Annotated in this window: 23 protein-coding genes and 2 tRNA genes; 10 read left to right on the top strand and 15 right to left on the bottom strand. The window is 69.3% G+C overall.

The window, feature by feature from the left end; translation table 11 throughout:
- Window positions 1-144 precede the first annotated feature (144 nt).
- Entirely contained in the window at window positions 145-2532 is a 2388-nt protein-coding gene (locus AC07SQ_RS03580) for a YgiQ family radical SAM protein (RefSeq protein WP_495259792.1), read from the top strand.
- A gap of 19 nt (window positions 2533-2551) precedes the next feature.
- On the opposite strand, the gene AC07SQ_RS03575 is transcribed toward AC07SQ_RS03580, so the two are convergent.
- The gene (locus tag AC07SQ_RS03575) at window positions 2552-3193 is read right to left on the bottom strand and encodes a DUF1294 domain-containing protein (protein WP_495270713.1); all 642 of its coding nucleotides are present in this window, start codon (window positions 3191-3193) and stop codon (window positions 2552-2554) included.
- Window positions 3194-3484: 291 nt separating this feature from the next.
- On the opposite strand from AC07SQ_RS03575, the gene AC07SQ_RS03570 reads away from it, so the two are divergent.
- From AC07SQ_RS03570 to AC07SQ_RS03560, 3 genes are all read left to right on the top strand, one after another.
- On the top strand, window positions 3485-4405 hold the full coding sequence (locus AC07SQ_RS03570) for a DMT family transporter (RefSeq protein WP_307586851.1): 921 nt from the start codon (window positions 3485-3487) through the stop codon (window positions 4403-4405).
- Between the two features lie 7 nt (window positions 4406-4412).
- Window positions 4413-5324 (top strand): hypothetical protein, encoded by a 912-nt coding sequence (locus AC07SQ_RS03565; protein WP_495270714.1) that lies wholly within the window; start codon window positions 4413-4415, stop codon window positions 5322-5324.
- Between the two features lie 131 nt (window positions 5325-5455).
- Window positions 5456-7537, top strand: a complete 2082-nt coding sequence (locus AC07SQ_RS03560; protein WP_495270715.1) for an esterase-like activity of phytase family protein — start codon at window positions 5456-5458, stop codon at window positions 7535-7537.
- A gap of 6 nt (window positions 7538-7543) precedes the next feature.
- On the opposite strand, the gene AC07SQ_RS03555 is transcribed toward AC07SQ_RS03560, so the two are convergent.
- Entirely contained in the window at window positions 7544-8416 is an 873-nt protein-coding gene (locus AC07SQ_RS03555; protein ID WP_495270716.1) for a CoA transferase, read from the bottom strand.
- Window positions 8417-8579: 163 nt separating this feature from the next.
- Here AC07SQ_RS03555 and AC07SQ_RS03550 point away from each other — a divergent pair, with 163 nt between their 5' ends.
- Window positions 8580-9482, top strand: a complete 903-nt coding sequence (locus AC07SQ_RS03550; protein ID WP_495270717.1) for an SDR family oxidoreductase — start codon at window positions 8580-8582, stop codon at window positions 9480-9482.
- A 3-nt stretch (window positions 9483-9485) separates the two neighbouring features.
- Here AC07SQ_RS03550 and AC07SQ_RS03545 read toward each other — a convergent pair whose 3' ends face one another.
- On the bottom strand, window positions 9486-9944 hold the full coding sequence (locus AC07SQ_RS03545; RefSeq protein WP_062481605.1) for an Lrp/AsnC family transcriptional regulator: 459 nt from the start codon (window positions 9942-9944) through the stop codon (window positions 9486-9488).
- A gap of 125 nt (window positions 9945-10069) precedes the next feature.
- Here AC07SQ_RS03545 and AC07SQ_RS03540 point away from each other — a divergent pair, with 125 nt between their 5' ends.
- Window positions 10070-10681, top strand: coding sequence for a glutathione S-transferase (locus AC07SQ_RS03540; RefSeq protein ID WP_495264833.1), 612 nt, complete (start codon window positions 10070-10072; stop codon window positions 10679-10681).
- Window positions 10682-10691: 10 nt separating this feature from the next.
- Here AC07SQ_RS03540 and AC07SQ_RS03535 read toward each other — a convergent pair whose 3' ends face one another.
- The gene (locus AC07SQ_RS03535; protein WP_095947243.1) at window positions 10692-11081 is read right to left on the bottom strand and encodes a DUF488 domain-containing protein; all 390 of its coding nucleotides are present in this window, start codon (window positions 11079-11081) and stop codon (window positions 10692-10694) included.
- A gap of 42 nt (window positions 11082-11123) precedes the next feature.
- Entirely contained in the window at window positions 11124-13001 is a 1878-nt protein-coding gene (locus AC07SQ_RS03530; RefSeq protein WP_495270718.1) for a PhoX family protein, read from the bottom strand.
- Window positions 13002-13105: 104 nt separating this feature from the next.
- Here AC07SQ_RS03530 and AC07SQ_RS03525 point away from each other — a divergent pair, with 104 nt between their 5' ends.
- On the top strand, window positions 13106-13933 hold the full coding sequence (locus AC07SQ_RS03525; RefSeq protein WP_495270719.1) for a crotonase/enoyl-CoA hydratase family protein: 828 nt from the start codon (window positions 13106-13108) through the stop codon (window positions 13931-13933).
- A gap of 315 nt (window positions 13934-14248) precedes the next feature.
- The gene (locus AC07SQ_RS03520; RefSeq protein ID WP_070060970.1) at window positions 14249-14563 is read left to right on the top strand and encodes a hypothetical protein; all 315 of its coding nucleotides are present in this window, start codon (window positions 14249-14251) and stop codon (window positions 14561-14563) included.
- 36 nt (window positions 14564-14599) lie between these two features.
- On the opposite strand, the gene AC07SQ_RS03515 is transcribed toward AC07SQ_RS03520, so the two are convergent.
- The 3 genes from AC07SQ_RS03515 to AC07SQ_RS03505 form a co-directional block, all read right to left on the bottom strand.
- The gene (locus AC07SQ_RS03515; RefSeq protein WP_495270720.1) at window positions 14600-15883 is read right to left on the bottom strand and encodes an acyl-CoA dehydrogenase family protein; all 1284 of its coding nucleotides are present in this window, start codon (window positions 15881-15883) and stop codon (window positions 14600-14602) included.
- A 134-nt stretch (window positions 15884-16017) separates the two neighbouring features.
- The gene (locus tag AC07SQ_RS03510) at window positions 16018-17955 is read right to left on the bottom strand and encodes a YadA family autotransporter adhesin (protein WP_495270721.1); all 1938 of its coding nucleotides are present in this window, start codon (window positions 17953-17955) and stop codon (window positions 16018-16020) included.
- A 180-nt stretch (window positions 17956-18135) separates the two neighbouring features.
- Window positions 18136-18537 (bottom strand): hypothetical protein, encoded by a 402-nt coding sequence (locus AC07SQ_RS03505; protein ID WP_492734805.1) that lies wholly within the window; start codon window positions 18535-18537, stop codon window positions 18136-18138.
- A gap of 225 nt (window positions 18538-18762) precedes the next feature.
- Between AC07SQ_RS03505 and AC07SQ_RS03500 the strand changes: the two genes are divergently transcribed.
- Both AC07SQ_RS03500 and AC07SQ_RS03495 read left to right on the top strand, forming a co-directional pair.
- Window positions 18763-19209, top strand: coding sequence for a hypothetical protein (locus AC07SQ_RS03500; protein ID WP_495270722.1), 447 nt, complete (start codon window positions 18763-18765; stop codon window positions 19207-19209).
- An 89-nt stretch (window positions 19210-19298) separates the two neighbouring features.
- Entirely contained in the window at window positions 19299-19838 is a 540-nt protein-coding gene (locus AC07SQ_RS03495) for a hypothetical protein (RefSeq protein WP_492734803.1), read from the top strand.
- A 52-nt stretch (window positions 19839-19890) separates the two neighbouring features.
- On the opposite strand, the gene AC07SQ_RS03490 is transcribed toward AC07SQ_RS03495, so the two are convergent.
- From AC07SQ_RS03490 to AC07SQ_RS03460, 7 genes are all read right to left on the bottom strand, one after another.
- A complete protein-coding gene (locus AC07SQ_RS03490) occupies window positions 19891-21501 on the bottom strand; it encodes an MORN repeat-containing protein (RefSeq protein WP_495270723.1) in 1611 nt (536 codons plus the stop codon).
- Window positions 21502-21696: 195 nt separating this feature from the next.
- Window positions 21697-21773: transfer RNA gene (locus AC07SQ_RS03485), tRNA-Arg, on the bottom strand.
- Window positions 21774-22332: 559 nt separating this feature from the next.
- Window positions 22333-22518, bottom strand: coding sequence for a hypothetical protein (locus AC07SQ_RS03480; RefSeq protein ID WP_139140528.1), 186 nt, complete (start codon window positions 22516-22518; stop codon window positions 22333-22335).
- Between the two features lie 330 nt (window positions 22519-22848).
- Window positions 22849-22925, bottom strand: a tRNA-Pro gene (locus AC07SQ_RS03475).
- 35 nt (window positions 22926-22960) lie between these two features.
- Window positions 22961-23665 carry a glutathione binding-like protein gene (locus tag AC07SQ_RS03470; protein ID WP_095745562.1) on the bottom strand — a complete coding sequence of 235 codons (705 nt, stop codon included), beginning with the start codon at window positions 23663-23665 and terminating at the stop codon, window positions 22961-22963.
- A 101-nt stretch (window positions 23666-23766) separates the two neighbouring features.
- Window positions 23767-24030, bottom strand: a complete 264-nt coding sequence (locus tag AC07SQ_RS03465) for a UBP-type zinc finger domain-containing protein (RefSeq protein WP_495270724.1) — start codon at window positions 24028-24030, stop codon at window positions 23767-23769.
- A gap of 23 nt (window positions 24031-24053) precedes the next feature.
- Entirely contained in the window at window positions 24054-25730 is a 1677-nt protein-coding gene (locus tag AC07SQ_RS03460) for an FAD-dependent oxidoreductase (RefSeq protein WP_495270725.1), read from the bottom strand.
- Window positions 25731-25778 lie beyond the last annotated feature (48 nt).

Below are 25778 nucleotides of genomic sequence, written 5' to 3'. Positions count from 1 at the left end.
CATTCAAATTGATTGACTTTGGCAATCAAATAAGAGCCCTCTCGTTCCGGGGCAAGGGATCTTCAGGGCGACAGAAATGCTGGAAAACCCTAAAATCGAGGGTTGCCCACACAGGCGGCGCCCCGGCGCTGTCCGCTCCCACCGATGAACGCCCCCGTCGACGTCTCCTTTTTTGCGCGTGCCGCCAAGCCGCTGACCAGCTACCGCAAGTACTGGGCGGCCCGTTTCGGCACGGCCAAGTTCCTGCCGACCTCGCGCAAGGAGATGGACGCGCTCGGCTGGGACAGCTGCGACATCATCGTGGTCACGGGCGACGCCTACGTCGACCACCCCAGCTTCGGCATGTCGGTCATCGGCCGCATGCTCGAGGCGCAGGGCTTTCGCGTGGGCATCATCGCGCAGCCCGACTGGCAAAGCGCTGAGCCCTTCAAGGTGCTGGGCAAGCCGAACCTGTTCTTCGGCGTTACGGCCGGCAACATGGATTCGATGATCAACCGCTACACGGCCGACCGGAAGATCCGCAGCGACGACGCCTACACCCCCGGCGACGTCGGCGGCTCGCGCCCCGATCGCGCGGCCATCGTGTATTCGCAGCGCTGCAAGGAAGCCTGGAACGACGTGCCGATCATCCTGGGCGGCATCGAAGGCAGCCTGCGCCGCATCGCGCACTACGACTACTGGTCGGACAAGGTGCGCCGCTCCATCGTGGTCGACGCCAAGTGCGACCTGCTGCTGTACGGCAACGCCGAGCGCGCCATCGTCGAGATCGCGCACCGCCTGGCCGCCAAGGAGCCGGTGCAGCAGATCACCGACGTGCGCGGCACCGCCTATGTGCGGCGCGAAACGCCCGACGCCTGGTTCGAGATCAACTCCACCAGCGTCGACGAACCCGGTCGCGTCGAGGCGCACGTCAACCCGTACCTGATGGTGTCCGACCAGGCCAAGGCCAACGGCGCCACCTGCGCGAAGGAAGACGAGGCGCAAGCTGTCGCCAAGGCCGCCGAAGCCGCGGGCTCTGCCGCCGGTTCGGTCGTCAACCCCGCCATCAAGCCGCTGAACTTCGTGCCCAACCCGGCGCTGCAAGGCCGCGGCAAGATCGCCGTGCCGCCGCGCGACCGCTCGGTGATCCGCCTGCCTTCGTACGAGCAGGTGCGCAGCGACCCGGTGCTCTATGCCCACGCCAACCGCGTGCTGCACCTGGAAACCAACCCCGGCAACGCCCGCGCACTCGTGCAGGCGCACGGCGAGGGCGCCACCGCGCGCGACGTGTGGATCAACCCGCCGCCCATTCCGCTCACCACGGCCGAGATGGACCACGTGTTCGACCTGCCGTACGCGCGCAGCCCGCACCCGCGCTACGCCGACGAGAACGGCAGCCACGACGGGGCGACCAAGATCCCCGCGTGGGAGATGATCCGCTTCAGCGTGAACATCATGCGCGGCTGCTTCGGCGGCTGCACCTTCTGCTCGATCACCGAGCACGAGGGCCGCATCATCCAGAGCCGCTCGGAAGACTCGATCATCAAGGAGGTCGAGGCCATCCGCGATTCGGTCAGCGGCTTCACCGGCACCATCTCCGACCTGGGCGGCCCCACGGCCAACATGTACCGCCTGGGCTGCAAGAGCCCCGCGATCGAGGCGGCGTGCCGCAAGCCCAGCTGCGTGTATCCGGGCATCTGCCCGAACCTGGGCACCAACCACGACCCGCTCATCAAGATCTACCGCCGCGCGCGGGCGCTCAAGGGCATCAAGAAGATCCTCATCGGTTCCGGCCTGCGCTACGACCTGGCCGTGCAGTCGCCCGAGTACGTGAAGGAGCTGGTGCAGCACCACGTCGGCGGCTACCTGAAGATCGCGCCCGAGCACACCGAGCAGGGCCCGCTCACGAAGATGATGAAGCCCGGCATCGGCAGCTACGACAAGTTCAAGCAGATGTTCGAGAAGTACTCGGCCGAGGCGGGCAAGAAGCAGTACCTCATTCCGTACTTCATCGCCGCGCACCCGGGCACCAGCGACGAGGACATGATGAACCTCGCGATCTGGCTCAAGAAGAACGGCTTCCGCGCCGACCAGGTGCAAACGTTCTACCCGAGCCCGATGGCCACGGCGACGACGATGTACCACACCAACAAGAACCCGCTGCGCAAGATCACGCGCGAGAGCGAGACGGTGGACATCGTGCGCGGCGACAAGCGCCGCCGCCTGCACAAGGCCTTCCTGCGCTACCACGATGCCAACAACTGGCCGCTGCTGCGCGAGGCCCTCAAGAGCATGGGCCGCGCCGACCTCATCGGCAACGGCAAGCACCACCTGATCCCGACGTGGCAGCCGCTGACCGATGGCGGCTACACGAGCGCGCGTCGCAAGAACTCGACCTCTGCGCCGGTGGCCGCCAAGGCCGCGGCGCCGGTCAGGCTCGCGCCGGTGAAGCCCTCCAAGGGCCGCATCCTCACGCAGCACACGGGCCTGCCGCCACGCGACAACGGCAGCGGCGGCAAGCCGCTCAACAAGCCTTCACGCAAGGTGCGTTGAGGCCTGGTCGAAGACGCGGTCAGCCGACGGCCGCGTGCTTTGACAGCCAGAACACCCACGCCCCCAGCGCCGCGCAATGCAGCGCGACCGTGACGTAGAACCTCCACAGGAAACTCGCCTTGCTCGACTTGTGCCGCAGCAGCTGCTGCGCGCACCACGCGCCCGGCCAGCCACCCGCGAGCGCGAGCAGGTGCAGCGTGCTTTCCTGCGTGCGCCAGCGCCCGGCCTGCGCCGCGCGCTTGTCGAAGGCGTAGGCCCCGAAGGTGAGCAGGCTCAGCCCCGCGACGACCGCCAGCGCGAGCAGCGGCAGGTGGCCGAGCCAGACGGCGGCGCCCAGGCCGACGGCGTAGACCACGATCAGCCAAGCGCCCCACGGCGTGCCGGCTGTGCTGCGCCCCGAAGGCCGGCACGGCTGCGCGCGTGACGCTGCACGAGGCACGGCAGCCGCCGAGGCCGCAGCCGCTTCCACGGCCACCGCACGCGGCCCCTTGCCGCCGACATGGATCTCTTCGAAGTGCACCGCCATGCCGACCTGCGGCTTCAGCTGGCGGTCGCGAAAGTCGCGCAGGTGCACGAACACGTCGGCCGACACCTCCGGGCTGCGGATGAAACCGAAGCCGCGCTCGGCCTCCCAACGAACGAGTCGACCTTGGCGCTTCATGGATTGCGGTGAAAGAGGGCAGGGCACATGCGGGCGATTCTCTCTTGTGGGCACGGGGCGCCGCTCCTATCATCGGCCGCTCATGCACCTGCATCACTCTCCCCCTTCGTCGACCTGCCGCTGACGTTCGCGCGCGCCTCGCGCCGCGCCCGTCATGCCCGCAAGTGGTCGCTGCCGTCCGCCTTCTTCCTCTGAGCGAAGACAGGCCGGGCGGCGGCCGGATGGTCATGCCCGCCCCCGGCAATGCGTCGACGCGACGCCGAGGCGACGGGCCTCACGGAGAGATTCAACATGAATGCAAGAACAACGGCCGCCCTGGCCTGGGGCGGCGTGCTGCTGGCCGGCGTGCTCTGGGGCGGCGGCGCCCTGGTGGCGCAATTCCTGATCGACGGCGGCATCGCGCCGCACAGCCTGTCGCTGGCGCGCTTCGCGCTGGGCATGCCGCTGCTGTGGTGGCTGCACTGGCAGGCGACGCGGCGTTCATCGGTCGCCGATGCCGGCTGGCGCCATCTGACGCGGCGCGAGCAGGGCCACGTCGTCGGCACCGGCGCCGCGATGGCGCTGAACGTGAGCTGCTGGTTCGCCGGCATCGCGCACCTGGGTGCCGCGCTGCCGACGGTGATCTCGATCTGCTGCGCGCCGCTGATCGTGGCCTGCGTGTCGGTGCTGCGCGGCTACGAACCCTTCGGCGCGCGCCTGCTCGGCGGCCTCGTGCTGGCGCTGGCGGGCGTGCTGCTGCTGGTGATGCCGGCCGCTGGCTGGGGCGCCTTGCCGACGGGCTACGGCGCAGGGTTGGCGTGGTCCTTCGGCTCGGCCGTCTGCTATGCGCTGGTGGTGCTGGGCAACGCGCGCATGCCGGCGCGGGTGCCGGCCGTGACCGCGTCCGCCTGGGGCATGAGCGCCGCGGCGCTGTGCATGCTCGGCGTCGCCGTGGCGAACGGCATCACCTGGCCCGAGGGCACGGCGCAATGGACGGGCGCGGCCTACACCGGCGTCGCGACCACCTCGGTCGCCTACCTGGCCTTCGCCTGGGGCGCGCGTCGGCTCTCGCCGACGGCGGCGGTGGTCGGTACGCTGATCGAACCGCTGGTGGCGGCCTGGCTGGCGGCGCTGTGGCTGGCCCAGCCGATGGCGCCGCGCCAATGGCTGGGGGCGGCGCTGCTGGCGGGGGCGATGCTGCTGCTGGTGCGGCGGAACCGGGGTATCGTGTAGCCCCATGATGAGCAGTTCGCCCCCCGTGCCGGTTTCGTGGAAGCGCATCCTGGCGGTGGCCGCCTGCTGCGGCGTGTCGCTGCTGGCGCAGGCGGCGGCCCCCGAGGCCTCCGCGCCCGCGGGGGCCCAGGCCCTGCGCGCCGAGCACCAGAAGCTCAGCGACAAGCTCGACCAGAGCCGCTTCGGGCGTCCCGTGCAGCTCGATTCCACCGAGACGCCCGGCGGCCTCGAGGGCGACATCTATGCCGTGGTCGAACACCCGCTGTCGAAGGTCAGCGCGGCGCTCAAGGGCTCGGACCACTGGTGCGAACTGCTCACGCTGCACATCAACAACCGGCGCTGCCGCATCAGCACCTCGCCGCAGGGCAAGGAGACGCTCACGCTGTTCGTGGTGCGCCGCTACGACAAGCCGGTCGACCAGGCCTTCGAGCTGCCTTTTGCCTACCGCGTTGCCAGCGCCACGCCCGAGCACCTGCAGGTCGAGATGTCGGCCGACACCGGCCCGTTCGGCACCAGCAACTACCGCGTGCGCCTGGAGGCGGTGGCGCTCGACGAGCGCAAGACCTTCCTGCACTTCAGCTACGGCTACAACCACAACACGATGGTGCGGTTGGCCACGCAGGCCTACCTCGCCACCTTCGGCAGTTCCAAGGTGGGCTTCACCGTGGTGGGCAAGGGCGCCGACGGCCAGCCCGAGTACATCCGCGGCCTGCGCGGGCTGGTGGAGCGCAATGCGATGCGCTACTTCCTCACGCTCGACGCCTACCTGGCCACCAGCGCCAACGACCCGGCCGAGCGCCGGCAGCGCTACTGGTTCGCGGCGGCCGAGCGCTACCCGCGCCAGCTGCACGAGGTTGACCTGGATACCTACCTCGCGGTGAAGCGCGAAGACCGCCAGCGCGACGGCAGCGGTCGCTAAGCACCGCAACCTTTCGGTTGCAGTTTCACGGGCTTGTCATCTGCCTCGGCATTAATCGCCGGGGCTTGCGCCTTTGCGCGGGCGCATCACAAGGACAACAGGCAATGCGCAAGACAACAAGAGGATCGAGGATGGGATGGCTGGCGCTGGTGGGCGCTGGCGCGGTGCTGACCGCCTGCGGCGGCGGCAACGGCGGCGGGGGCGGCTGGTCGTTCCCGGTGGGCGGTGGCGGCACCACCAACCCACCGGCGGCACAGTCGAAGACGGGCACCTTCCTGGATGCCGCAGTCGAAGGCCTCGACTACGTGGCCGGCAGCGCCGCCAAGGCCGCCACCAACGCCAAGGGCGAGTTCATCTGCAAGGACGGCGAGACCGTCACCTTCAGCGCCGGCGCGCTGGCCCTGGGCAGCGCCGCGTGCGGCGAAGCGATCACGCCGCTCACCCTGGCTGGCGGCAGCGACGTGAAGGCCGATGCCGTGGTCAATCGCCTGCTCGCGCTGCAGAGCTTCGACGAGGACCGCGACCCCGCCAACGGCATCCGCCTGACGCCCGCGCTCAAGGCTGCGTTGACGGCCGGCGCGCTCGATTTCAACGCCTCGCCCGAGGCCTTCCACACCGCGCTCAACGCGGTGCTGGCCGCGTTGCCCGCTCCCTACAATGCCCGCATGGTCGACTCGAACCGCCGCATGCTGGCCCGCGAACACTTCGAGGACACGCTGGCCTCGCGCCTGGCCGCACCGGTCACCGAGGCGTCGACGCAGACGAACCAGCTCGGCGCCATCGGCATCGCCGTCACGCGTTACCAGCTGCAGGCCGACACCCGCTTCCACGTGCCCTACGAGGGCGACAACCCGGACATCAAGGCCGACTTTCCGCAGGGCTTCCTGCCGGCCTACGGCTCGGGCCTGGCGTTCAAGGGCAAGGCCGACGACGGCGCGCTCGAGTTCTACGCCATCACCGACCGCGGCCCCAACGGCGACGGCCCGACCGCGCCCGTGCCCGGCGGCGGCGACGGTGTCACCAGCATCAGCAAGGTGTTCCCGGCGCCATCGTTCGCGCCGAGCTTCGGCGTCGTGCGCGTGGGCAAGACCGGCGCGGTGCTCAGCACCAGCGTGCCGCTCACGCGCGACGCCAACACCAAGATCACCGGCCTGCCGCCGCGCTCGGGCGTGGGCTCGACCGGCGAGACCCCGCTGACCGACCAGTACAAGTTCGACGAAGCCAAGGCCGGCTACGACGCCAACGGCCTCGACCCCGAGACGCTGGTGCTCGACAAGGCGCGCAACGTGCTGTGGACCAGCGACGAGTACGGTCCCTTCATCGCGCGCCTGAACATCGCCAGCGGTGTGGTCGAGAAGAAGTACGCGCCCGGCCCCGGCGCCACCGACCTGCCGGCCGTGCTGGCCCAGCGCCGCCCCAACCGCGGCATGGAAGGCCTGACGCTCGACGCGGCCAGCGGCGTGCTGCACGGCTTCCTGCAAAGCCCCATCGACCCGCGCGACGCCAACGGCAAGTCGATCAAGGCCAAGCCGCCGGGCGGCAGCAACACCGACGTGCGCCACATCGCGAAGTTCACGCGCTGGCTCGCGTTCGATCCGGCCACCGAGACCTCGAAGCTCTACGCCTACCCGATCGACGGCAGCCAGTACGACAAGGACCGCACCGGCAACGCCAAGCTCGGCGACATGGTGAGCCTGGGCAACGGCCGCTTCATCGTCATCGAGCAGGGCGCGCGCAAGGGCGACGGCAAGGTGTTCAACAAGCTGATGCTGGTGGAGCTGCCGGCCAACGCGACCGACATCAAGGCCTTCGACCACAACCTGGAAATCAGCAGCATCACGCAGGCTGCGTCGAACGGTGCCGACTATTCGACCGTGGTGACGATGCGCAAGACCGAGCTGCTCGACCTCAACGTGCTGGGCTGGCTGGCCGAGAAGGCCGAGGGCCTGACCATCGTCGACGACCAGACCCTGGCGCTGGTGAACGACAACGACTTCGGCCTGGGCACCGTGCTGCTCGGCGCCGATGGAAAGACCGTGGCCGGCAGCGTCGAAGACTGCACGGTCGATGCCACCGGCAAGCTCTTCAGCGGCTGCCCCGCGGGCGCCACCAGCGCGCGCATCACGCGCGGCTCCGACCTGGAGCGGCCGACGCGCATCTGGCTCATCAAGCTGGACCGCAAGCTGAGCGAACTGCGCCTGCCGGCGTCCTGAGCGCCGTCAGTCGGCCAGCGTGAGCAGCGGCACGTCGCGCTCACGGCCCATGGCCTCCAGCTCGGCGCGCGTGCGCGTCGCGAGCCAGGCGGCCAGCGCCGCGTGCGTGGCCGGCGCCATCATGTCCGGCGGCGCCACGCCGGCCACGTCGCACAGGCGCGCCGCGAAATGCGGCTCCAGCGCCGCCACCGCCACGCGGCCGTCGGCGCAGGGGTAGACGCGGTAGCCGGCGTGCGCGCCGCCCACCGCGCCGTCAGGCTTCGTCAGGCCCCAGGTGCGGGGCATGGCGAGCCAGTCGGCCGAGGCGTTCAGCGCCACCTCGAGGTACACGCCGCCGCGCTGGCGGGTCTGCTGCAGCACGGCCTTCAGCACCGCCTCGCTCGCGAGCAGTGCGCCGCCCATGTCGGCGTACAGCGTGGGCGGCAGCGCGGTGCCGGTGACGAGGCCGCTCTCGGCCAGGTAGGTCAGGTCGTGGCCCGGCTCCTCGGCGCGTTCGCCCGGGGCGCCGACGATGGCGACCTGCGACAGCGCGGGGTGCCGCGCCTGCAGCGAGGCCCAGTCGAGCTTCAGCTTCTGCAGCGCCGACGGGCGGAACGAGGTCAGCAGCACGTCGGTGCGGGCCAGCTCGGCGTGCAGCTGCGCCTGGCCGGCCTCGGTCTTCAGGTCGACCGTGCGGACCTCCACGCCCTCGTGCAGCGCCGTGTACGCGGGCCGGTTGTACACCCCCATCGGATCGCCGCCGGGCGGCTCCAGCTTGAGGCAGGCCGCGCCCATCGTGCGGCAGCGCAGCAGCGCGGCGGGGCCCGGCAGGTTGAGCGCCAGGCTCAGCACGCGCACGCCGTCGAGCGGCAGGAAGGAAGCATCGGAGGAACGGGGCATGGGTCGTGTGTCCGGAAGGTCCAGGGGTGAAAGGGAAGGGGCGCGGCCATTTTCACCCGCCGGCAGAGCCAGATTCCGCAAGCCATGGCGCCCTGGCAGTCGTAGCATGCGGCCGATGGCAGCACGCGCTCCTGCCGCTGCCGCAACGCCAAGGAGACCCCTCATGTTCGAAGCATCCCTGATGCGCGGCCAGCGCATCCTCGTCACCGGTGGCGGCACCGGCCTCGGCCGTGCCATGGCCGAGCGCTTTCTGAGCTTGGGCGCCGACGTCGCCATCTGCGGCCGGCGCCAGGCGGTCTGTGAAGAAACCGCCACCGCCTGGCGCCAGCAGTTTCCCGATCGGCGCATCGATGCCTTCGGCGTCGACATTCGCATCGCGCAGCAGGTCGACGAGATGGTCGAGAGCCTGTTCCAGAGCGGCGGGCTCACCGGCCTCGTGAACAACGCGGCGGGCAACTTCGTCTCGCCGACCGAGAACCTCTCGCCGCGCGCCTTCGACGCCGTGGCCAACATCGTGTTCCACGGCAGCTTCTACGTGACGCAGGCGGTGGGCAAGCGCTGGGTGGCGCAGGCCAAGTCGGGCGCGTGGAAGCCGGGCGATGCCTTTCGCAGCGTGATGAGCATCATCGTCACCTGGGTCGACAACGGCAGCCCGTACGTCGTGCCTTCGGCCATGAGCAAGGCGGGCATCGAGGTCATGACCAAGTCGCTCGCGGTGGAGTGGGCGCGCCACGGCATCCGCCTGAACGCCGTGGGCCCCGGCGAGATCCCGACCGAAGGCATGAGCAAGCGCCTGAACCCCGGCGAGGAACCCGGCGCGCGCAGCATCAAGACCAATCCGATGGCGCGCGTGGGCCGCATGAGCGAGCTGCAGAACCTCGCCTCCTTCCTGATGGCGCCGGGCCAGTGCGACTGGCTCACGGGCCAGAGCATCATGATGGACGGCGGCAATGCGTTGGCCACCGGCGGCAACTTCTACGAGCTGCGCGAGTGGAGCGACGCCGACTGGCTGGCCGCGCGCGAACGCATCGAGGCGCAGAACCAGAAGGACAAGGCGCAGCGCTGACGCTTACTTGCGCGGCGCCTTTGCCGCACCCACGGTGACCTGCTTGCGCACGGGGCTCGACAGCACGAGCGAGGTGGTCACCGAACCATCGACCGCGAGTGCATCCACCACGCGCTCCAGGTCGGTCGGCTCGGCGATGGCGCAGCGCACGAAGAAACAGTCGGCGCCAGTCACGCGGTCCACCGCGAGCACCTCGGGCATGGCCTCGAAGAGCGCGAGGTAGCGCGCAATGGCCGCGTGCGTGGTGTCGATGCGGATGATGGCTTCCAGCCCCACGCCCAGCGCGCGCAGGTTCACGCGCGCACCGTAGCCTTCGATCACGCCCGCATGCTCCAGCTTGCGCACGCGCTCGCTCATCGCCGGCTGCGACAGGCCGATGCGCTTGCCGATCGCGGCCAGGCTCTGGCGCGCGTCAGTCTGCAGGGCTTCGAGGATGAGGCGGTCTTTCTTGTCGAGGGTCATGGCGTGCGGCGAAAGAAGAGGGGACCGATGATCGATCGGTAGGCGGCGCCGATTTTCGATGGGTTGCCCTTCTGCGCGCGCGGCGCAGCCGCTATGGTGGCAGTCATCTTTTTCCAGGAGACCCCATGCAACTCGTCGGCATGCTCGACTCGCCCTTCGTTCGCCGCGCCGCGATCTCGCTGCGCCTGCTCGGCCTTGGTTTCGAGCACCGCTCGATCTCGGTCTTCAGCACCTTCGAGCAGTTCCGCGCGATCAACCCGGTGGTCAAGGCCCCGACCTTGGTGTGCGACGACGGCACGGTGCTGATGGATTCGGCGCTCATCATCGACCATGCGCAAGCGGTCACCGGCCGCAGCCTGTGGCCTGCCGACCCGGCCGGTCGGCTGCGCGACCTGCGCCTCACGGGGCTCGCGCTCGCGGCCTGCGAGAAGACGGTGCAGATCGTCTACGAGCGCAACCTGCGGCCCAGTGAGAAGCAGCACCAGCCGTGGGTCGATCGCGTGCAGGGCCAGCTGAATACGGCCTATGCCGAGGTGGAGCGCGAACTGGCGGCTGCGCCGCTGGCGGCACCCGCAGAAAACACGATCACGCAGGGCGGCATTTCGGCGGCGGTGGCCTGGACCTTCACCCAATTCATCCTGCCCGACGCGGTGCGCCCGTCGGACTTTCCACTGCTCGCCGCCTACACGGCGCAGGCCGAGCAGCTGCCGGTGTTCGTCGGCGCGCCGCTGGTCTGAACGACTTCGCTCAGGCTGCGATGTCCGCTCCGCGCTCGGCCAGCAGGCCGCGCAGCAGCGAGCGGTGGCAGCGCGATTCATCCTCGCAGTAGCAGCCGACCGCGAGCGCGGCGGTGTGCGAGAGCGCCGCGAGCAGGTCGAGGCTGCGGCTCGCGTCGGCCTCGGCCATCTCGGCCTTGTACTTGCGCATGAAGGCGTTCCATTGCGCCGGGGTCTCGGCTTCCTGGCCCAGCTTCATCGTCTCGGCCGACGGCGCGAGGTTGGGGTACCACACGTCGTACCAGTTCTGCGAGGCGAACTCGGTCTTCGGCACGCCGCGCGGCGGGCGGCGCACGGTGCCGATGCGCAGGCCCTCGCCGGGTGCGCGCGGGGTGCCGAGGCGGACGATGCGGATGCTCATGACGGGGATCTCCTGGGGCTGTTGTTGTGATGTGTTCGACTGTCAGGTGCCGACGATACCGCCGTCGCGCCGGCGGATCGCCAGCGTGGCCGAGCGCGGTCGCGCGCTGCCGGGCTGCGTGCCGTCGGGCCAGGCGCTGTTGTGCTTCGCGTCGCCGTCGTCGCGCGACTCGCCCGGGTGCTGGATGTTGACGAACAGCGTGCGCCGGTCGGGCGTGACCACGCAGCCCGTGATCTCGCAGCCGTTGGGCCCCGTGAGGAAGCGCTGGATGCGGCCCGTGGCCGGGTCGGCGCACAGCATCTGGTTGTTGCCGAGCGCGGCATAGGGCGGCTTGCCCATGGACTGCCCGCTCATGTCGGTCTGGATCCACAGCAGCCCGCCGCTGTCGAAGTGCAGGCCATCGGGGCAGCCGAAGACATCGGCGTGGTCGCCGGGGTAGCGCGTGCCGGCGCCGGGCTGCGCGGGGTCGCCCGCGAGCGCGTAGTGGTCCCAGGCGAAGGCGGTGCTGGCCGCGTCGCCGCCGTCCTCGCGCCAGCGCAGGATGCCGCCGAAGAAGTTGGGCGCGCGCGGGTTGGCGGCGTCGGCGCCGGGCTTGCCGAGGTCGCCGCGCTGCGTGTTGTTGGTGAGCGTGACGTACACCTCGCCGCTGTGCGGATGCACGGCGATCCATTCGGGGCGGTCCATCTTCGTGCCGCCGACGATGTCGCCCGCCAGCCGCGCGTGGATCAGCACTTCGGCTTGGTTGGCGAAGCCGCTGGCCGCGTCGATGCCGTGGCGGCCGTGCACCAGCTCGAGCCAACGCCCGCGGCCGTCGGCGTCGAAGCGCGCGACGTGCAGCGTGCCTTCGTCGAGCAGGTGCCGGTTGGCGGCGCGCGCGGCGGCATCGGTGCCGGGGCGCACGGGGTCGCGGCTCACGAACTTGTAGATGTATTCGAAGCGCGCGTCGTCGCCCATGTAGACCACCACGCGGCCGTCCTTGGCCACGGTGCAGGTTGCGCTTTCCTGGCGCTTGCGGCCGAGCGCGGTGCGCTTGACGGGCACCGACTCGGGGTCGAAGGGATCGATCTCGACCACCCAGCCGAAGCGGTGCGGCTCGTTCGGATGGCGGCTCAGGTCGAAGCGTTCGTCGAAGCGCCAGTACTCCACCCACTGCGCGCCCGGCACCGTGCCATAGCGGCGCTGCGCGGGTGTCGCGTTCTTGGCTGCCTCCTTCGGGCCGCCGAAGTAGCCATGAAAGTTCTCCTCGCAGGTCAGGTAGGTGCCCCAGGGCGTGACGCCCATCGCACAGTTGGCGAAGGTGCCGAAGACGCCGGTGCCCGTCGGGTCGGCGGCGGTGCGCATCAGCGGCGTGCCCGCGGCGGGGCCGGCGATGCGCATCGGCGTGCGGCCATGCACGCGGCGCGCGTAGGGCGAGGGCAGCACCTGGCGCCAGCCTTCTTGTGTGCGGCGGACCTCGATCACCGACACGCCCATCGCATGCAGCGACTTGCGGACCTTGTCGGCGTTCCAGGCCTTCACGCCGTCGGGGTGCAGCAGTTGCTCGTCGGTGTACTCGTGGTTCATCACGAGCAGGCCGCGTTCGCCGCGCGCATCGAGCGCGAAGAAGTGCATGCCGTCGTGGTGCATGCCCGCCTGCAGGGCCTGTTCGTCGGCGCTGTTGCCGGCGTCGGGCGCGAAGGCCGGCATGCGGCCCGCAACGCCCGTGGGCGCGCCCCAGGGGTAGAGCATCTGCCACTCGTACTCCGGCGGCACCACCACCGCGTCGCGTTGCGAAATGGGCACGCTGGTGAAGAAGCCCGCCGGGCTCGTCGCGCCCGTGGAAGGCGGCAGTTGCGAGCGCGCGCAGCCCTGGCCGAACAGCGCGACGACGGCGGCGGTGGCGCCCGATTGCAGGAGAAAGTGACGGCGGTCCAGGGGCATGGCGAGGCGGCGGAGGTGTTGGGTCGGCGACAGTGCGCATCATCGCCCAGCGGCCCGGTCGCGCGATACTGAGCCGATACCCAGACACCGACAGGAGACATGCAATGAGCGACCGTATCGAATGGACCCGCCACGCCGACGGCGTGGCGGAACTGCAGTTGGCGCGCGCCGACAAGATGAACGCGCTCGACCCCGCGATGTTCGACGCGCTGGTCCAGGCGGGCGAGGCGCTGCGCGACGACAAGAGCGTGCGCGCCGTCGTCATCGCGGGCCGCGGCAAGGCCTTCTGCGCGGGGCTCGACATGGCGTCGTTCGAACGCATGGGGCAGGGCGCCGCCAGCGACGTGCTGGGCGCCGCGGCCGGCGGCACCGACCTGGTCGCGCGCACGCATGGCCTCTCGAACGCCGCGCAGCAGGTGGCGATGGTGTGGCGCGAAGTGCCGGTGCCGGTCATCGCGGCCGTGCACGGCGTGGCTTTCGGCGGCGGGCTGCAGGTGGCGCTGGGCGCCGACATCCGGCTCGTGGCCGCCGACACGAAGCTGTCGGTGATGGAGATCAAATGGGGCCTCGTGCCCGACATGGCCGGCATGGTGCTGATGCGCGAACTGGCGCGCACCGACGTCGTGCGCGAACTCACCTTCACCGGCCGCATCTTCTCGGGCGAAGAGGCCGTGCGCCTGGGCCTGGCCACGCGCGTGGCCGCCGACCCGCTGGCCGAGGCGCTGCAGATGGCGCACGAGATCGCCGCCAAGAGCCCCGACGCGATCCGCGCCGGCAAGCGGCTGCTGAACGCGTCGCTCGCGCACAGCGCGGCCGAGTTGCTGATCGCCGAGTCGGTGGAGCAGCAGGCGCTGATCGGCAGCCCCAACCAGCTCGAGGCCGTGAAGGCCAACATCGAGCGGCGGGCGCCGCAGTTCAGCGCGCCGGCCTGAGTTTCTTCTTCTCGTTTTTTCCTGCGTTCCTCGCGGTGCAGTCACCGCGAGGCGCAGCTGTTTGCGCGCCCGTTTCGGCCGGCCGAAGCGGTGGTCGCAACATTTCGTATGCCAAAAATCGTACACAAAGCGCGCCATCCGTGTCTTTGTGTAAGAATTAAGTAGTTGTTTTCCCGAGTAATTCGGCGGAATTGACCGCACTTTGTGTGCAGAAGGTCACGTCTTGCCGTATGCCCTCGGTCGGGAAAATGACTATCGGAGTCACACTCGAAAACAATTAATCAACTTTTGCTTTGGCTAGCGACGGCGTTCCGCATGTCGACGAATACGTTTTTTTGCAATCTCAGCGTGCCCATCCTCGTGGGCGAGGACCGCTACAAGTACGTCCCGATCGTGGGGGTGTTTCGCAGCATCCCCATCGAGCAGGTCGACGAGTGGGTGATGCACCCCGACGGCCGTCCGCGCAGCGATCGCGAACTCGCCGCCGAAGTGCTGGTCGAAATCCGCAAGCCGCTCGGCACCAGCGGGCACACGGCGCCGAACGCCTTCGATGTCGCCGACATCCTGCAGCTCGATCGCGCTGCTGCCATCGTGGTGTCGACCTTTCTCGCGGCGCTGCCGCGGGTCTGAACACCGCCTCGCGGCGTCTTCCTTTTTCTTCCCGTCTCAGCTCGCGATGGCGCCGACCGCCCAGTAGAAGGTCGGCCGCGCACCGTTGAGCAGGTGGTCGCCCACCAGGCGCCCCTTGTAGATCGTCGGGTTGTGCGACGCCAGCGTGCGCGCATTGCGCCAATGCCGGTCGAGCCGCCGGTCTTCCTGCAGCGCCGAGGCGCCGCCGATGTCGAACAGCCGCGTGCCCGCCTGCAGCACCGCATCGACGATGCCGGCCTGTGCCTTGGCGGTGTTCAGTTCCACCTCGAACAGCAACTGTTCGGGCACGGCTTCGCCGCGCTGCAGGTGCCGATCGACCTCGCCCAGCCCGCGCGCCACCGCCTGCACGGTCGACGCGGCCACGAAGGCCGTGCTCGCGAGCTGGCCGATCACCTGCTGCACCAACGGGTCTTCGCGCGGCGTGGCGCCGCTGCCGTGGCTGTAGACGCGCTTGCGCGGCTGCACGAAGGCCACGGCATCGCGCACGATGGCGCGTGCGATGCCCGCCAGCGTCGCCAGGTGCGTGAGCTGGAAATGCGCGGTGAGCGGCGTGGGCTGGTCGCGCACGTACAGCAGCACGTGCTCGGGCTTCACGCGCACCTGGCGAAAGCGCGTCGAGCCCGAGGCACTCAGGCGCTGGCCGAAGCCGCGCCAGTCGTCGACACGCTCGACGCCCGCCGCTTCCGCCGGCACGAGCGCGATCACGCGGTCGCTGCTGCCGTCGTCGTTCAGGCGCTGGGCCGCGACCGAGATCCAGTCGGCGTAGAGCGTGCCGGTGCTGTAGAACTTGTCGCCGTCGAGGCGCCACGTGTCGGCGCTCTGCGCGTCGCGCGTGAGCGTGGTCTGCAGCGCGCCGAGCGCGCCTTCGCCGAGCTCGGTGGTGGCGTTGCCGAAGATCACGCCGTCGGCCGCCAGGCGCATCCAGGGGCCGTGCAGCGCAGGATCGATCTCGGCGAACAGGCGTTCGATGAAGCCGAAGTGCGCGCGAAGGATCTGTGGCAGGTTGGAGTCGGCTTCGCCGAGTTCGATCAGCAGGTCGTACAGCTGCTCGACCGATGCGCCCAGCCCGCCGTGCGCGAGCGGCACGCGCAGTGCGCCGAAGCGGGCGGCCTTGAGCCAGGCCACCGGCGCGTAGGCCAGTTCGCGGTCGTTCTCGCGCTGCGCCGCGTGCTCGGCGATGCGCGCGAAGACGGGGCGGAAGCGCTCGGCGAGTTGCTGGGAAGAGGGGGCGAGCGTGGAAGGGCGGGCGGGGGCCGTGGGCGCGGCGGGGCGCGTCGGCGTGTCGTGGATGGATGCCATGGAGAGCCGGGCGGCCCCGAGGGCGCGCCGGAAAAAGAGCGATACAGGCGTGGGACTGTGCCCGCGCCATGCCGTCGCTGGGAAATACGCTTTTCGTGTTTTCTTATGCGCGGCGGGCGGGCTGCGCCGTCGCGTCAGAACTCGCCCTTGAGCCCCACGCGCACGCCCACCGATCCGTTCGACCCGCTGACCCCGGCGGAGAGCGCTAGCGGCATGTCCGTCGCGAGGCGGTGCACGACGCTGGCACCCATCGCGGAGTGGCCCTTGTAGTTCGCCAGCTGCGCGGCCCAGCTGGTCTTGCCCGGTGCGGACGGCATCGGCGCGTCGCCCATCGCCATCGCCGCGGCCACGCCCTTGGCCGCGAAGCTGCGCGCCTCGGACACGGCGGCCGCCGTCAGCTGCTGTGCCTGCTGCAGGTTGACCGCGTCGGTGGGCAGCACGCCGGGCGCCACGTTGGCGATGCTGCGCGTCTGGCCGGTGGCGGCATTGCCCACCGACACCGAGTTGTCGCGCGTGGCCACCGAGCCCTGGCCGAGGGCGACCGAGTTCGATCCCGCGGCCAGCGTGTTGGCGCCCAGTGCCACCGCGTTGTTGCCGGTGGCGATGGCGTCGTTGCCGACGGCGGTCGTCGGATCGGCCAGCGCCTTCGCGCCCGCACCGATCGCCACCGAGCCCACGAAGCGCGCCTGCGCCCCGTTGCCGATCGCCGTGGTGTTGTCACCGTTGGCGGTGGCATTGGTGCCCAGCGCCGTGGCGCCCGTGCCGGTGGCCTGGGTGCCGGTGCCGCAGGTCACGTTGCCGCCGCTGAAGCTGCACAGGCCATTGGACAGCGCCTGGTTCATGACGCCCTGCAAGGCGGCGATCTGCTGCATCGTGAAGGTGTTGGCGGTGGTCAGCGCGCCTTGCTGCACCTGCTGCAGCTGGCCGACGTTGGCGGCATCGGTGGCGGCGACGCCCGCGCGCACGTTGCTCAACGTGGTGCCGGCGCCGCCGTTGGCGTTCAGCGCGACCTGGGCACCGCCCGCGCCGTATTGCACGGAGTTGTTCGCCACGCCCAGCGCCGTGTTGGCAGTGCCTTGCGCGGCGACGGCGGTGGCCTTGGCATCCGTGGCGCTGGCTTGCGCGCCCTGCGCCGCACCGAGGGCCGTGTTGGCGGTGCCCTGGGCCGTGGCTGCGGCTGTGGTCGCGGTGTTGGCCGTGCCCTGGGCGGCCGCCGCTGCGGCCTGCGCGGTGGCGACGCCCGCCTGCGCGGTTTGCGCGGCGTCCCTGGCGAGGACGGCCGTGCCATTGGCCGCGGAGGCCGCGGCCTGTGCGGTGTCCGCGGCCTGCCGCACGGTGTACAGCTGGCCGCCGTTGACGGCATCGGTGCTGGTGGCGTTCACCGCGCCGGCGCTCACGTTGACCAGGCCGCGCGTCTGTCCCGCGCTGCCGAAAGACACGGTGTTGGCCGATGTGGCGACCGAGTTCGCGCCGATGGCCACGCCGCCGTTCGCACCGTTCGCGACCCGGCTGCCCGAGCCGATCGCCACGCTGCCAGTGGCCTGCGCTGCCGCACCCGAGGCTGTGTCGCTCGCGCCGCCGATGGCCGTGCTGCCGTTGCCGGAGGCCTGGGCGCCCTGTCGGGTGCCCAAGGCGCTGCCGATGGCGACGGCGGCGTCGCCCGATGCCTGTGCGCCGCTGCCGCCCGGCTGGCCGCCAAAGCCGCAGCAACCGTTACCGCCGGTGCCTCCCGCGCCGAGCGCGATCGCCCCGCTGGCCGATGCCTGGGCGCCACGTCCTCCGGTGCCGCCTGTGCCGCCTGCGTCGCCCTGTCCACCGGTGCCTCCGCCTCCGATGGCCGTCGTGCCGCTTGCGGTGGTGCTGGCGCCGGACCCTCCCGTGCCGCCGGCTCCGCCGGACGTTCCCACACCGCCATCGCCGCCCGCACCCAGCGCTGTGGCACCGTCGCCAGAGGCCGAGGCGGCACTTCCGCCGACACCGCCGGATGCACCCGAATCCCACGCGCCCGCATTGCCCACGTTGCCGTGGACCAGGCCGGCCGCATGGACACTGCCGGCAACCAGCAAGGCCACGGCGGCCAAGTGCCGAAGGGCGCGGACGCGCGGCGGTTGTCCATGGACACCATGGATGTGGACGTGGATCGGCATGGACTCTTCCCCCCGTGAAAGCAAACAAGACAAACGCGTCGAAGTGTGTCTTTTTGCCCTCGAGGGAGCCATCACCGAAAACTGGTACGAGCCCTCGCCAGGGGGCTAGATCGCCTTGACTTCGAAGTACGCCTCGTCGGTGTCGCCCAGGTCGCGAAAGCCCGCCGTGCGCGCAGCGTCGTAGGCCTTGACCCAGCGCGCGGCCAGCGCGATCTCACGCTTGGTGAGGTCGGTGTCGCTCGATTCGCTGGCGTTCTGAAAGGCGCGCATCGCCGGCAGCACGTCGGCGCCCAGTTGCTTTTCGAGTTCGCGCCGAAAGCGTTGCTCCGCGACCCTGACCGCGTCGGCCGACGAGTGGGGGTAGTCGATCAGCTTGGCGGAAAAGGCGTCACGCGGTTCGTCCTCGGTGTCTTCGAGCGCGGCCGCAACGGCAGAGGGCTCGTGGAAGTTGAAGAGGGGCGAGGGCGGCGTTGCCGGCCGGGGGAAGAAGAGTTCAGCTTGGGTCATGGTTCACCCACGCGTTGGACTGGGATGCGTTCTTCGGCATGTGGATTCCTTGAGAATACTGTTTAAATGTACAGTATTGAATCCAAAATTCAAATGACAGGCGGCGTGCATCTGGCGCATGGAACCCTCTGCTTTAATGGCGCCTTGCCGGGGAGGGCCCAGGCTTGTGTCACAGAGGAAGGCGACGTGCAGATGGATTGGATGACCGTCCTGGGGACCGTCGGAGTGATCGTCCTTCAAGGGCTGTCGTTCTGGTTCCTCTACTGGCTCTGGAAGAAGCTCCGTACGCCCAAGGCGCCCCGGGCGGGCGCTGCGCCCCTTGCAATCAAGGGCGGCGCGGTGCCCGTCGTGGCCACCTTCACCGGCCTGCGCGGACTGCCGTGGGTGGCGCTGGCGACCAACAGCCTGAACCCTGTCTTGCGCATCGACAGCGAGCAACTCGTGTACCGCGTGCTGCGCCAGCGCGAGCGGCCCTTTGCGGACATCCGCCAGGTCGACGTGCGCGAGGCCTATGGCACCTTCAACCTGATCTTCGAGTTCCACGACGCGCGGCGGACCTTCGTGGCCAATGTGGGCACTGCGGCGCGCGGGGCACAGGCGCTGGCGCTGCTGCCCGAGAGCGTGCCGCTCTCCGCCCGTGCGCGGGAGGCGTTGCGGCCAGCGGGCGCCTAGGCCGGGGCGTGACGGGTTCGTGCGGGGCATCGGCGCGGCTGGCGTCGATGACCTGTGCACTGCGAGGCATCGCTACTACCATCGCGTCCATGCGCCTCACCTTCCTCGCCAGCCTTCTCCTGATCGCCAGCGGCATGGCCCATGCCCAGCAGGTCTATCGATGCGGCAACCAGTACAGCGGTGAGCCGTGTGGCGGCAGCGGCGGCCGCGTGGTCGACGTGTCGCCGCCGGTGCGCAATCTCGAGGCCGCAGGTGCGTCCCAGGTGTTTCTCTGCGTCAGCAACAGCGGAGGGCGTTTCTGGTCGCCGAATCACTGCCGCGAGCGGGGCGCGCTGGTCGAGCGCATTGAGCCGGTCCCGGCAGGATTGCCGTGGGAGCAGCAGGTGGAGATGGCCGACCGGCAAACCCGGCAGGGCTATGCGGTCCAGCAACAGGCCGCGCAACAACGCGGTGCGACGTCACCGGGCGTGACGGGCACCAGTGGCGACACGTCGCGCTGTGCGCACTTCAACGAGCGGGTGGCCCACTACGACCGTTTGGCGCGGCAACCGCAGAGTGGCGCGACGCAATCCTGGATTGCGGAGCAACGCAAGGAGGCCCGGGATCAGCAGTTCAGGGCAAGGTGCTGAGGCCCGCGAAAAGCGGCTGCGCGTGAGGCCGTGAGGCCTGCGCTCGCAGGCGTCAACGGCCGGGGCCGAAATGATTCTGCGCAACGCACCGGCGCCCCCCGGATTGCACGGCATTGCAGGCGTTCTCGGCGGCAGCGTATTGCTGCTGGCGCGTCTGGCGTTCCGCGGCGATCTGGGCGGGTGTCACGCCGGGCTCGGTGGGGCAGTTGGCGGCGATCATGTCCAGCACCGTCTTCGTCATGAACATCACCGTTTCCTGGCTGGCGGTGATCGAGGCATTGGGTGCGACCTTCGTCGCGATGACCGACTGCTTCATGGCCTCGCAGCTCTGGCTGGAAAGGCGCGTTCCGGCAGGGCGGCTGGCCGCGTTGGTGGTGCCCCCTGGCGACGAACCGCCACCCGCGTTCGTGTTGCCACCCGACTCACCCGTCATCTGCCGCGCCGTCGTGGCCGCCAGCGGATGGTCTGGGAAGCGGCTCATCAAGGTGCGCTGCACTTCGCGCGCGCGGGCGCGGTCGCCCTGTGCGTTCAACTCGTCGGCGCGAGCGAACAGCTGGCCGGGGTTCATGGTCTGCAGGCTGGCCTGGAACTGCTGCTCGGCGCGTGCGGCCTCTTCGCGCTTGCGTTGCTTCTCGGCCTCTGCTGCGAGCCTGGTCTTCTCGGCGGCCTCGCGGGTGGCGGCCTCGCGTGCGGCCGGCAGATTGACCTCGGTGCGGACACCGGCCACGTCGTACTGCGTGCCCACCGACAGCTTGCCGTTCTCGTAGCGGCCTTCTTCGGCCAGCGTGCCATCGGCGCGGTACTCACGCCCTTGTGTGCGCCAGTTGGTGCTCATGCTTCCTTCGAAACGTGTGCCGTCGGCGCGCGAGAAAGTACCCTGGAAGGACGCGTTCTTGCTCCAGGTGCCTGACCGCGTCGATCCGTCCCTGAGCGCCTGCACGCCTTGTCCTTCGCGGTTGTCGCTGGCCACCTCTCCCACGTAGCGATTGCCATTGGGGGCGTACAGCATGTCGGCGGAGCCATGCACGCGATTTGCGTTGAACTGTCCGCGCTGGATCTCGCCATCGGAAAAGATGCGTGTGCCGGCGCCGTCTGCCTTGCCGTCCTTGACTTGCCCGTAGTAGACCCAGGTCGTGTCACCGTTGCTCTTGCCCGACAGCATGTCGCCAGTGCCCACCTCGCGCACGCGCGCCCCGATCTCCTGCGACAGGCGCTGTGGCTGCGCCAGGCCGCCGAGCTTGCGCTCGTTCTCGCGGTCATCGCCGCCGAGCACCGCAGTGAACATCGCATCGGGCGTGACCTCCTTGCGGTAGAAGCCGAAGAAGTTGCGCGTGCCTTCGCCGATGGCCGTCTGTAGCCGCTCGAGGTAGCCCTTGGCGCGCGCGCAGGTCTTCTGTGCGCTCAGCACGAAACGGCAACCGATGTGGGCCGAGCAAAGGTCGGCCTGGGTGACCGTGGCTTCGTCCTTGAGCTCGAGGCAATTCGCGATCTCGGGATTGACCTGGGCCCGCGCTGCCATCGGGGCGGCGAGCACACAGGCGCTGAGGATGAGTGCCGACAGGAAAGGGTGCGGAAGCCGGATCGCCTGCCTGGGGCGCTGGTGCCCTCTGTGCATGGAATTGGAAACGGGCGCTGGTTCTCGTGCGGTGGTCGCCATCGTCATGACGTTCTCCTCGGTCTTGTGATCAGCGGAATCTAGCGGAGCGATCTGCAAACCAAATACCGCTTTTGTGGGAGGCCACGGGAACCGGTGGGTCGTGTCGTATGGGGGTTATGCGAGAGGCGCGTGCCGGTCTTGCAGATGCGAGGCAGGGCTTCCCGACATGCGATCAGGACGCAGACGACAGGTGAGAAATGGTGGCCTGCCCGGAGGGGATCGAACCCCCGACAACCTGCTTAGAAGGCAGGTGCTCTATCCAACTGAGCTACGGGCAGATTCCGGTCGAGAAGCGAGGGCCGGAGCCTTCGGTCCTCGGGCCGCCGGCGAGGCGGCAACAGACCCGAAAAATCAACGGTCTGGACGCTTCTGCCTCTGACCGGGGAAGCGCGGATTCTACCTACATCCCTCCATGCACGATGCCTTCGGCGGCGGTCGTTGAGAGGGCGAAAGGGCGGGGCTGGCGCGGGACGACACCCTGGCGGTCTCGGCGGCCTGCTTCGACGCGAGCTGCTTCTTGCCGCAGGTGCTGCACCGGTAGAACCTGAGGGCCGGCAGCATCCTCATCCAGGTTCGCCGCTCGATGCGGCGAAGGCCGGCCAGGCCGCAGGAACATCGGAGAAACAGATTCAGCAGCATCACAGAAGAGTTCAAACCGGGAAGGTGTCGACACTCTTTCCCCGACGCTGCTTCGCGGTTTGCGCAACCGTGAAGCACCCGCGTTCGATTCTGTGGGGGCGCAGGGCATGCAGCGAAAGGGCTGCACGCGCAACAGATTGCTAAGGACGGCGTTTCGACCGTCTGATGCCTCTGTGGACCGCTTGGGCCGAAGGGGCGTCAGACGTTTTCCGAACGGTACTTCCAGACCGCGTCGTTCACCGCGCGTTCGGACGCCAGTTGCTTCTTTCCGCAGGCGCTGCATTGGTAGAAGCGCAGGCTCGAGAAGAGTCGCATCCATGGCCGGCGCTCGATGCGTGCGAGATGCCTGAGGCCGCAAGAACAGCGGGAAAAGTAATTCAGCATCGGAAAAGGGTCCAGGGGTGAGGGTTCTGTTGCGACGTCCATCCCTGACTCAGCTCTTCGGCTTTGTAAACGCGATTCCGCTTACTTTGTAAACACGATCACGATTGGCTTGATTCTGCGTGAGCGCCGAGGGCCTCGCGGGTAGTTCCTTAAGAAAAAGGTTGTCTTGACGGTGTAACAACAAGGCAGCGGCGTTGCCCGATGTACGGAAAGCCGTGGGTCGTGCTACGAAACGTCTAAAGGGCGGTGAGATTCGCGGTGATCGCGAGCGGCCCGGAAAAGAAAAAAGCCTGCAACGACTTTCATCGTTGCAGGCTTTCACTTTTCTTTTGGTCGGGGCGAAAGGATTCGAACCTTCGACCCTCTGGTCCCAAACCAGATGCGCTACCAGGCTGCGCTACACCCCGCCAAGCCTTCCATTCTAGCCCGAATATGAAGCCGCTCAGCGCTTCTCGTACTGTGTCTTGCCAAAAAGGATCTCGCGCGCCTTGTCATCGGTGATCGGGCGGCGCAGGTCGGCCAGCACTTTCACGCCGCGCTGCACGGCGGGGCGCGCGGCGATGCCGTCGAACCAGGCCTTCAGGTGCGGGTAGTCGGTGAGGGTGATGCCCTGGTTTTCCCAGCTGCGCAGCCACGGGAAGATGGCGATGTCGGCAATCGAATAGCTCGTGCCGGCGATGAACTTGTGCTTGGACAGCTGCCGGTCGATCACGCCGTACAGGCGCCGGGCCTCGTTGGTGTAGCGGTCGACGGCATAGGCGATCTTCTCGGGCGCGTAGATGCGGAAGTGGTGCGCTTGGCCGAGCATCGGGCCGACGCCGCCCATCTGGAACATGAGCCACTGCAGCACGTCGTAGCGTTCGCGGTCGCCCGTGGGCAGGAACTTGCCGGTCTTGCCCGCGAGGTACACGAGGATGGCGCCCGATTCGAACAGCGAGATCGGCTGGCCGTCCGGTCCGTCGGGATCGGTGATGGCGGGGATCTTGTTGTTCGGGCTGATCTTCAGGAACTCGGGCGCGAACTGGTCGCCGGTGCCGATGTTCACCGGGTGCGCGTGGTACGGCAGGCCGCACTCCTCGAGCATGATGTGAATCTTGTGGCCGTTCGGCGTGGGCCAGGAATAGACCTCGATGGGCGATGCGGGCATGTCGCGGGCTCCGGAGTGAGAGGGTTGTGACGGGAGAACGGCAGCATATACACGCGCATCCGGACGCGTGCGGGTGCGGGCATTGGCCGTTCAGCCGCTGGTCACCCCACCTGCCGCTCGTGCGCGTTGCACCACATCCAATGCTCGCCGGGCTCGATCGACTGGATCACCGGATGCCCTTCGGCCCGCGCATGCTTCGTGGCATGGCGGTTCTTCGACGAGTCGCAGCAGCCCACGTGGCCGCAGTGCACGCACAGGCGCAGGTGCACCCAGGTGTCGCCGGTCTTCAGGCAGTCTTCGCAGCCATGGGACGCGTGTGGTTGGGCGAGGTCGGCGGGAACGTGTTCGCAGGCTTGGATGGGCATGGGTGTTTCAGGACAGGAAGGGTTCAGGCCACGGCCGAGGCCGACGACAAATGCTGGTGAATGAGCGCCACCACCGCGGCGCCTTCGCCGATCGCGCCGCCCACGCGTTTGACCGAGCCCGAGCGCACATCGCCCACCGCGAACACGCCCGACACGCTCGATTCGAGCGCCGTGGCCGGGCGCGCCGGAAAGCCGCTGCTGGCGGCCGCTCCGGTCAGCACGAAGCCGTGCTTGTCGACCGACACGCCGCAGCCGTCGAGCCACGACGTCTCGGGCTCCGCGCCGACGAACAGGAAGATGTTGCGCGCCGGGCAGTCGTGCTCCTGGCCCGAGGTGTGGCAGCGCCAGGTGGCGCCGGTCAGGCCCTCTTCGGGCGCGCCGTGCAGCCGCACGAGTTCGGTGTGCGGTTGCAGCGAGATGTTGGGTGTGGCCTCGATGCGGTCGATGAGGTAGCGCGACATGCTGGCCGCCAGCGACGGCCCGCGCACCAGCACGTTGACCTTGGCCGCATGGCGCGACAGGAACACCGCCGCCTGGCCCGCCGAGTTGCCGCCGCCCACCAGCGCCACTTCCTGCTGCGCGCAGATCTTGGCTTCGATGGCCGAGGCCCAGTACCAGATGCCGCGGCCTTCGAACTCGGCCAGGCGCGGCACGCCGGGGCGGCGGTAGCGCGCGCCGCTCGCGATGACCACCGTGCGCGCGCTGATCGTGCGGCCATCGGTGAGTTTCAGCGCGAGACTGCCCAGCGCGTTCTCGCGCGAGCAGTCGAGCGCCGCGACCTGCGCCGGGATCAGCATCTCGACGCCGAACTTCTGCGCCTGCACGAACGCGCGGCCCGCCAGGGCCTGCCCCGAGATGCCGGTCGGAAAGCCCAGGTAGTTCTCGATGCGCGCGCTGGCGCCGGCCTGGCCGCCAAAGGCACGGCAGTCGAGCACGATCACGCGCAGTCCTTCGGAGGCCGCATACACCGCGGTCGCGAGGCCCGCCGGCCCGGCGCCGACCACGGCCACGTCGTAGAGCTCGTCGCGCGCCGCGGTGTCGACCATGCCGAGGCAGCGCGCCAGGCCCTCGTCGCTCGGGTTGACGAGCACCGAGCCGTCGGGGCACACGGCCAGCAACTGGTCGGAGCCATATTGGGCGAGCAGCGCGGCGGCATCGGCGTCGGCGGCTGCATCGACCAGGTGATAGGGATGACCGTTGCGGCGCAGGAAGTTTTCCAGCCGGGCCATCTCGGGCGAATCGGGCCGCCCGATCAGCACCGGCCCGGCCGCGCCCGATTCGATCAGCGCCACACGCCGCAGGATCAGCGCGCGGGTGATGCGTTCGCCTAGATCGGCCTCGGCCACCAGCAGCGCGCGCAAGCGGTCCGGCGGCACGACCAGCGCCTCGACCTCTTCGTCGGCATGCCCGTCGACCAGGGCAGGGCGCCCGCTCAGCTGGCCGACCTCGGCGAGGAATTCGCCCGGCCCCTGGCGCGCGATCGGCACCACGTGGCCCAGGCCGTCGCGCTGCGTGACGGCGACCACGCCCTTGAGCAGCACGAACATGCCGGCGCCGGTCTCGCCGGCGGTGAACAGGCGCTCGCCGCGCGCAAAGCGCTGCACGCTGCCGAAGCTGGCGATGCGTGCCATCTCGGCGTCACTGAGGACGGGGAAAGTCTGGTGCAGGCGGCTGTTGGCGCCTGGTGCGTCGGTGGCCATGGGGTTGAACTCCGTGTCGCGAATGCCCCGCATTAGACGCCGAAGCGG

The organism is Variovorax sp. GW821-FHT06D12 (assembly GCF_059419205.1).
The sequence above is the reverse complement of the archived record's forward strand: the minus strand, read 5'-3'. Positions and strand labels throughout refer to the sequence as shown.

Coding starts and splice junctions, on each gene's coding strand:
- AC07SQ_RS03470 (WP_095745562.1), bottom strand. CDS start 23,665: ATGCCCGCATCGCCCATCGAGGTCTATTCCTGGCCCACGCCGAACGGC.
- AC07SQ_RS03575 (WP_495270713.1), bottom strand. CDS start 3,193: ATGAAGCGCCAAGGTCGACTCGTTCGTTGGGAGGCCGAGCGCGGCTTC.
- AC07SQ_RS03580 (WP_495259792.1), top strand. CDS start 145: ATGAACGCCCCCGTCGACGTCTCCTTTTTTGCGCGTGCCGCCAAGCCG.
- AC07SQ_RS03540 (WP_495264833.1), top strand. CDS start 10,070: ATGCAACTCGTCGGCATGCTCGACTCGCCCTTCGTTCGCCGCGCCGCG.
- AC07SQ_RS03465 (WP_495270724.1), bottom strand. CDS start 24,030: ATGCCCATCCAAGCCTGCGAACACGTTCCCGCCGACCTCGCCCAACCA.
- AC07SQ_RS03515 (WP_495270720.1), bottom strand. CDS start 15,883: ATGGCATCCATCCACGACACGCCGACGCGCCCCGCCGCGCCCACGGCC.
- AC07SQ_RS03565 (WP_495270714.1), top strand. CDS start 4,413: ATGAGCAGTTCGCCCCCCGTGCCGGTTTCGTGGAAGCGCATCCTGGCG.
- AC07SQ_RS03460 (WP_495270725.1), bottom strand. CDS start 25,730: ATGGCCACCGACGCACCAGGCGCCAACAGCCGCCTGCACCAGACTTTC.
- AC07SQ_RS03480 (WP_139140528.1), bottom strand. CDS start 22,518: ATGCTGAATTACTTTTCCCGCTGTTCTTGCGGCCTCAGGCATCTCGCA.
- AC07SQ_RS03555 (WP_495270716.1), bottom strand. CDS start 8,416: ATGCCCCGTTCCTCCGATGCTTCCTTCCTGCCGCTCGACGGCGTGCGC.
- AC07SQ_RS03530 (WP_495270718.1), bottom strand. CDS start 13,001: ATGCCCCTGGACCGCCGTCACTTTCTCCTGCAATCGGGCGCCACCGCC.
- AC07SQ_RS03535 (WP_095947243.1), bottom strand. CDS start 11,081: ATGAGCATCCGCATCGTCCGCCTCGGCACCCCGCGCGCACCCGGCGAG.
- AC07SQ_RS03560 (WP_495270715.1), top strand. CDS start 5,456: ATGGGATGGCTGGCGCTGGTGGGCGCTGGCGCGGTGCTGACCGCCTGC.
- AC07SQ_RS03545 (WP_062481605.1), bottom strand. CDS start 9,944: ATGACCCTCGACAAGAAAGACCGCCTCATCCTCGAAGCCCTGCAGACT.
- AC07SQ_RS03570 (WP_307586851.1), top strand. CDS start 3,485: ATGAATGCAAGAACAACGGCCGCCCTGGCCTGGGGCGGCGTGCTGCTG.
- AC07SQ_RS03490 (WP_495270723.1), bottom strand. CDS start 21,501: ATGACGATGGCGACCACCGCACGAGAACCAGCGCCCGTTTCCAATTCC.
- AC07SQ_RS03520 (WP_070060970.1), top strand. CDS start 14,249: ATGTCGACGAATACGTTTTTTTGCAATCTCAGCGTGCCCATCCTCGTG.
- AC07SQ_RS03495 (WP_492734803.1), top strand. CDS start 19,299: ATGCGCCTCACCTTCCTCGCCAGCCTTCTCCTGATCGCCAGCGGCATG.
- AC07SQ_RS03505 (WP_492734805.1), bottom strand. CDS start 18,537: ATGACCCAAGCTGAACTCTTCTTCCCCCGGCCGGCAACGCCGCCCTCG.
- AC07SQ_RS03550 (WP_495270717.1), top strand. CDS start 8,580: ATGTTCGAAGCATCCCTGATGCGCGGCCAGCGCATCCTCGTCACCGGT.
- AC07SQ_RS03525 (WP_495270719.1), top strand. CDS start 13,106: ATGAGCGACCGTATCGAATGGACCCGCCACGCCGACGGCGTGGCGGAA.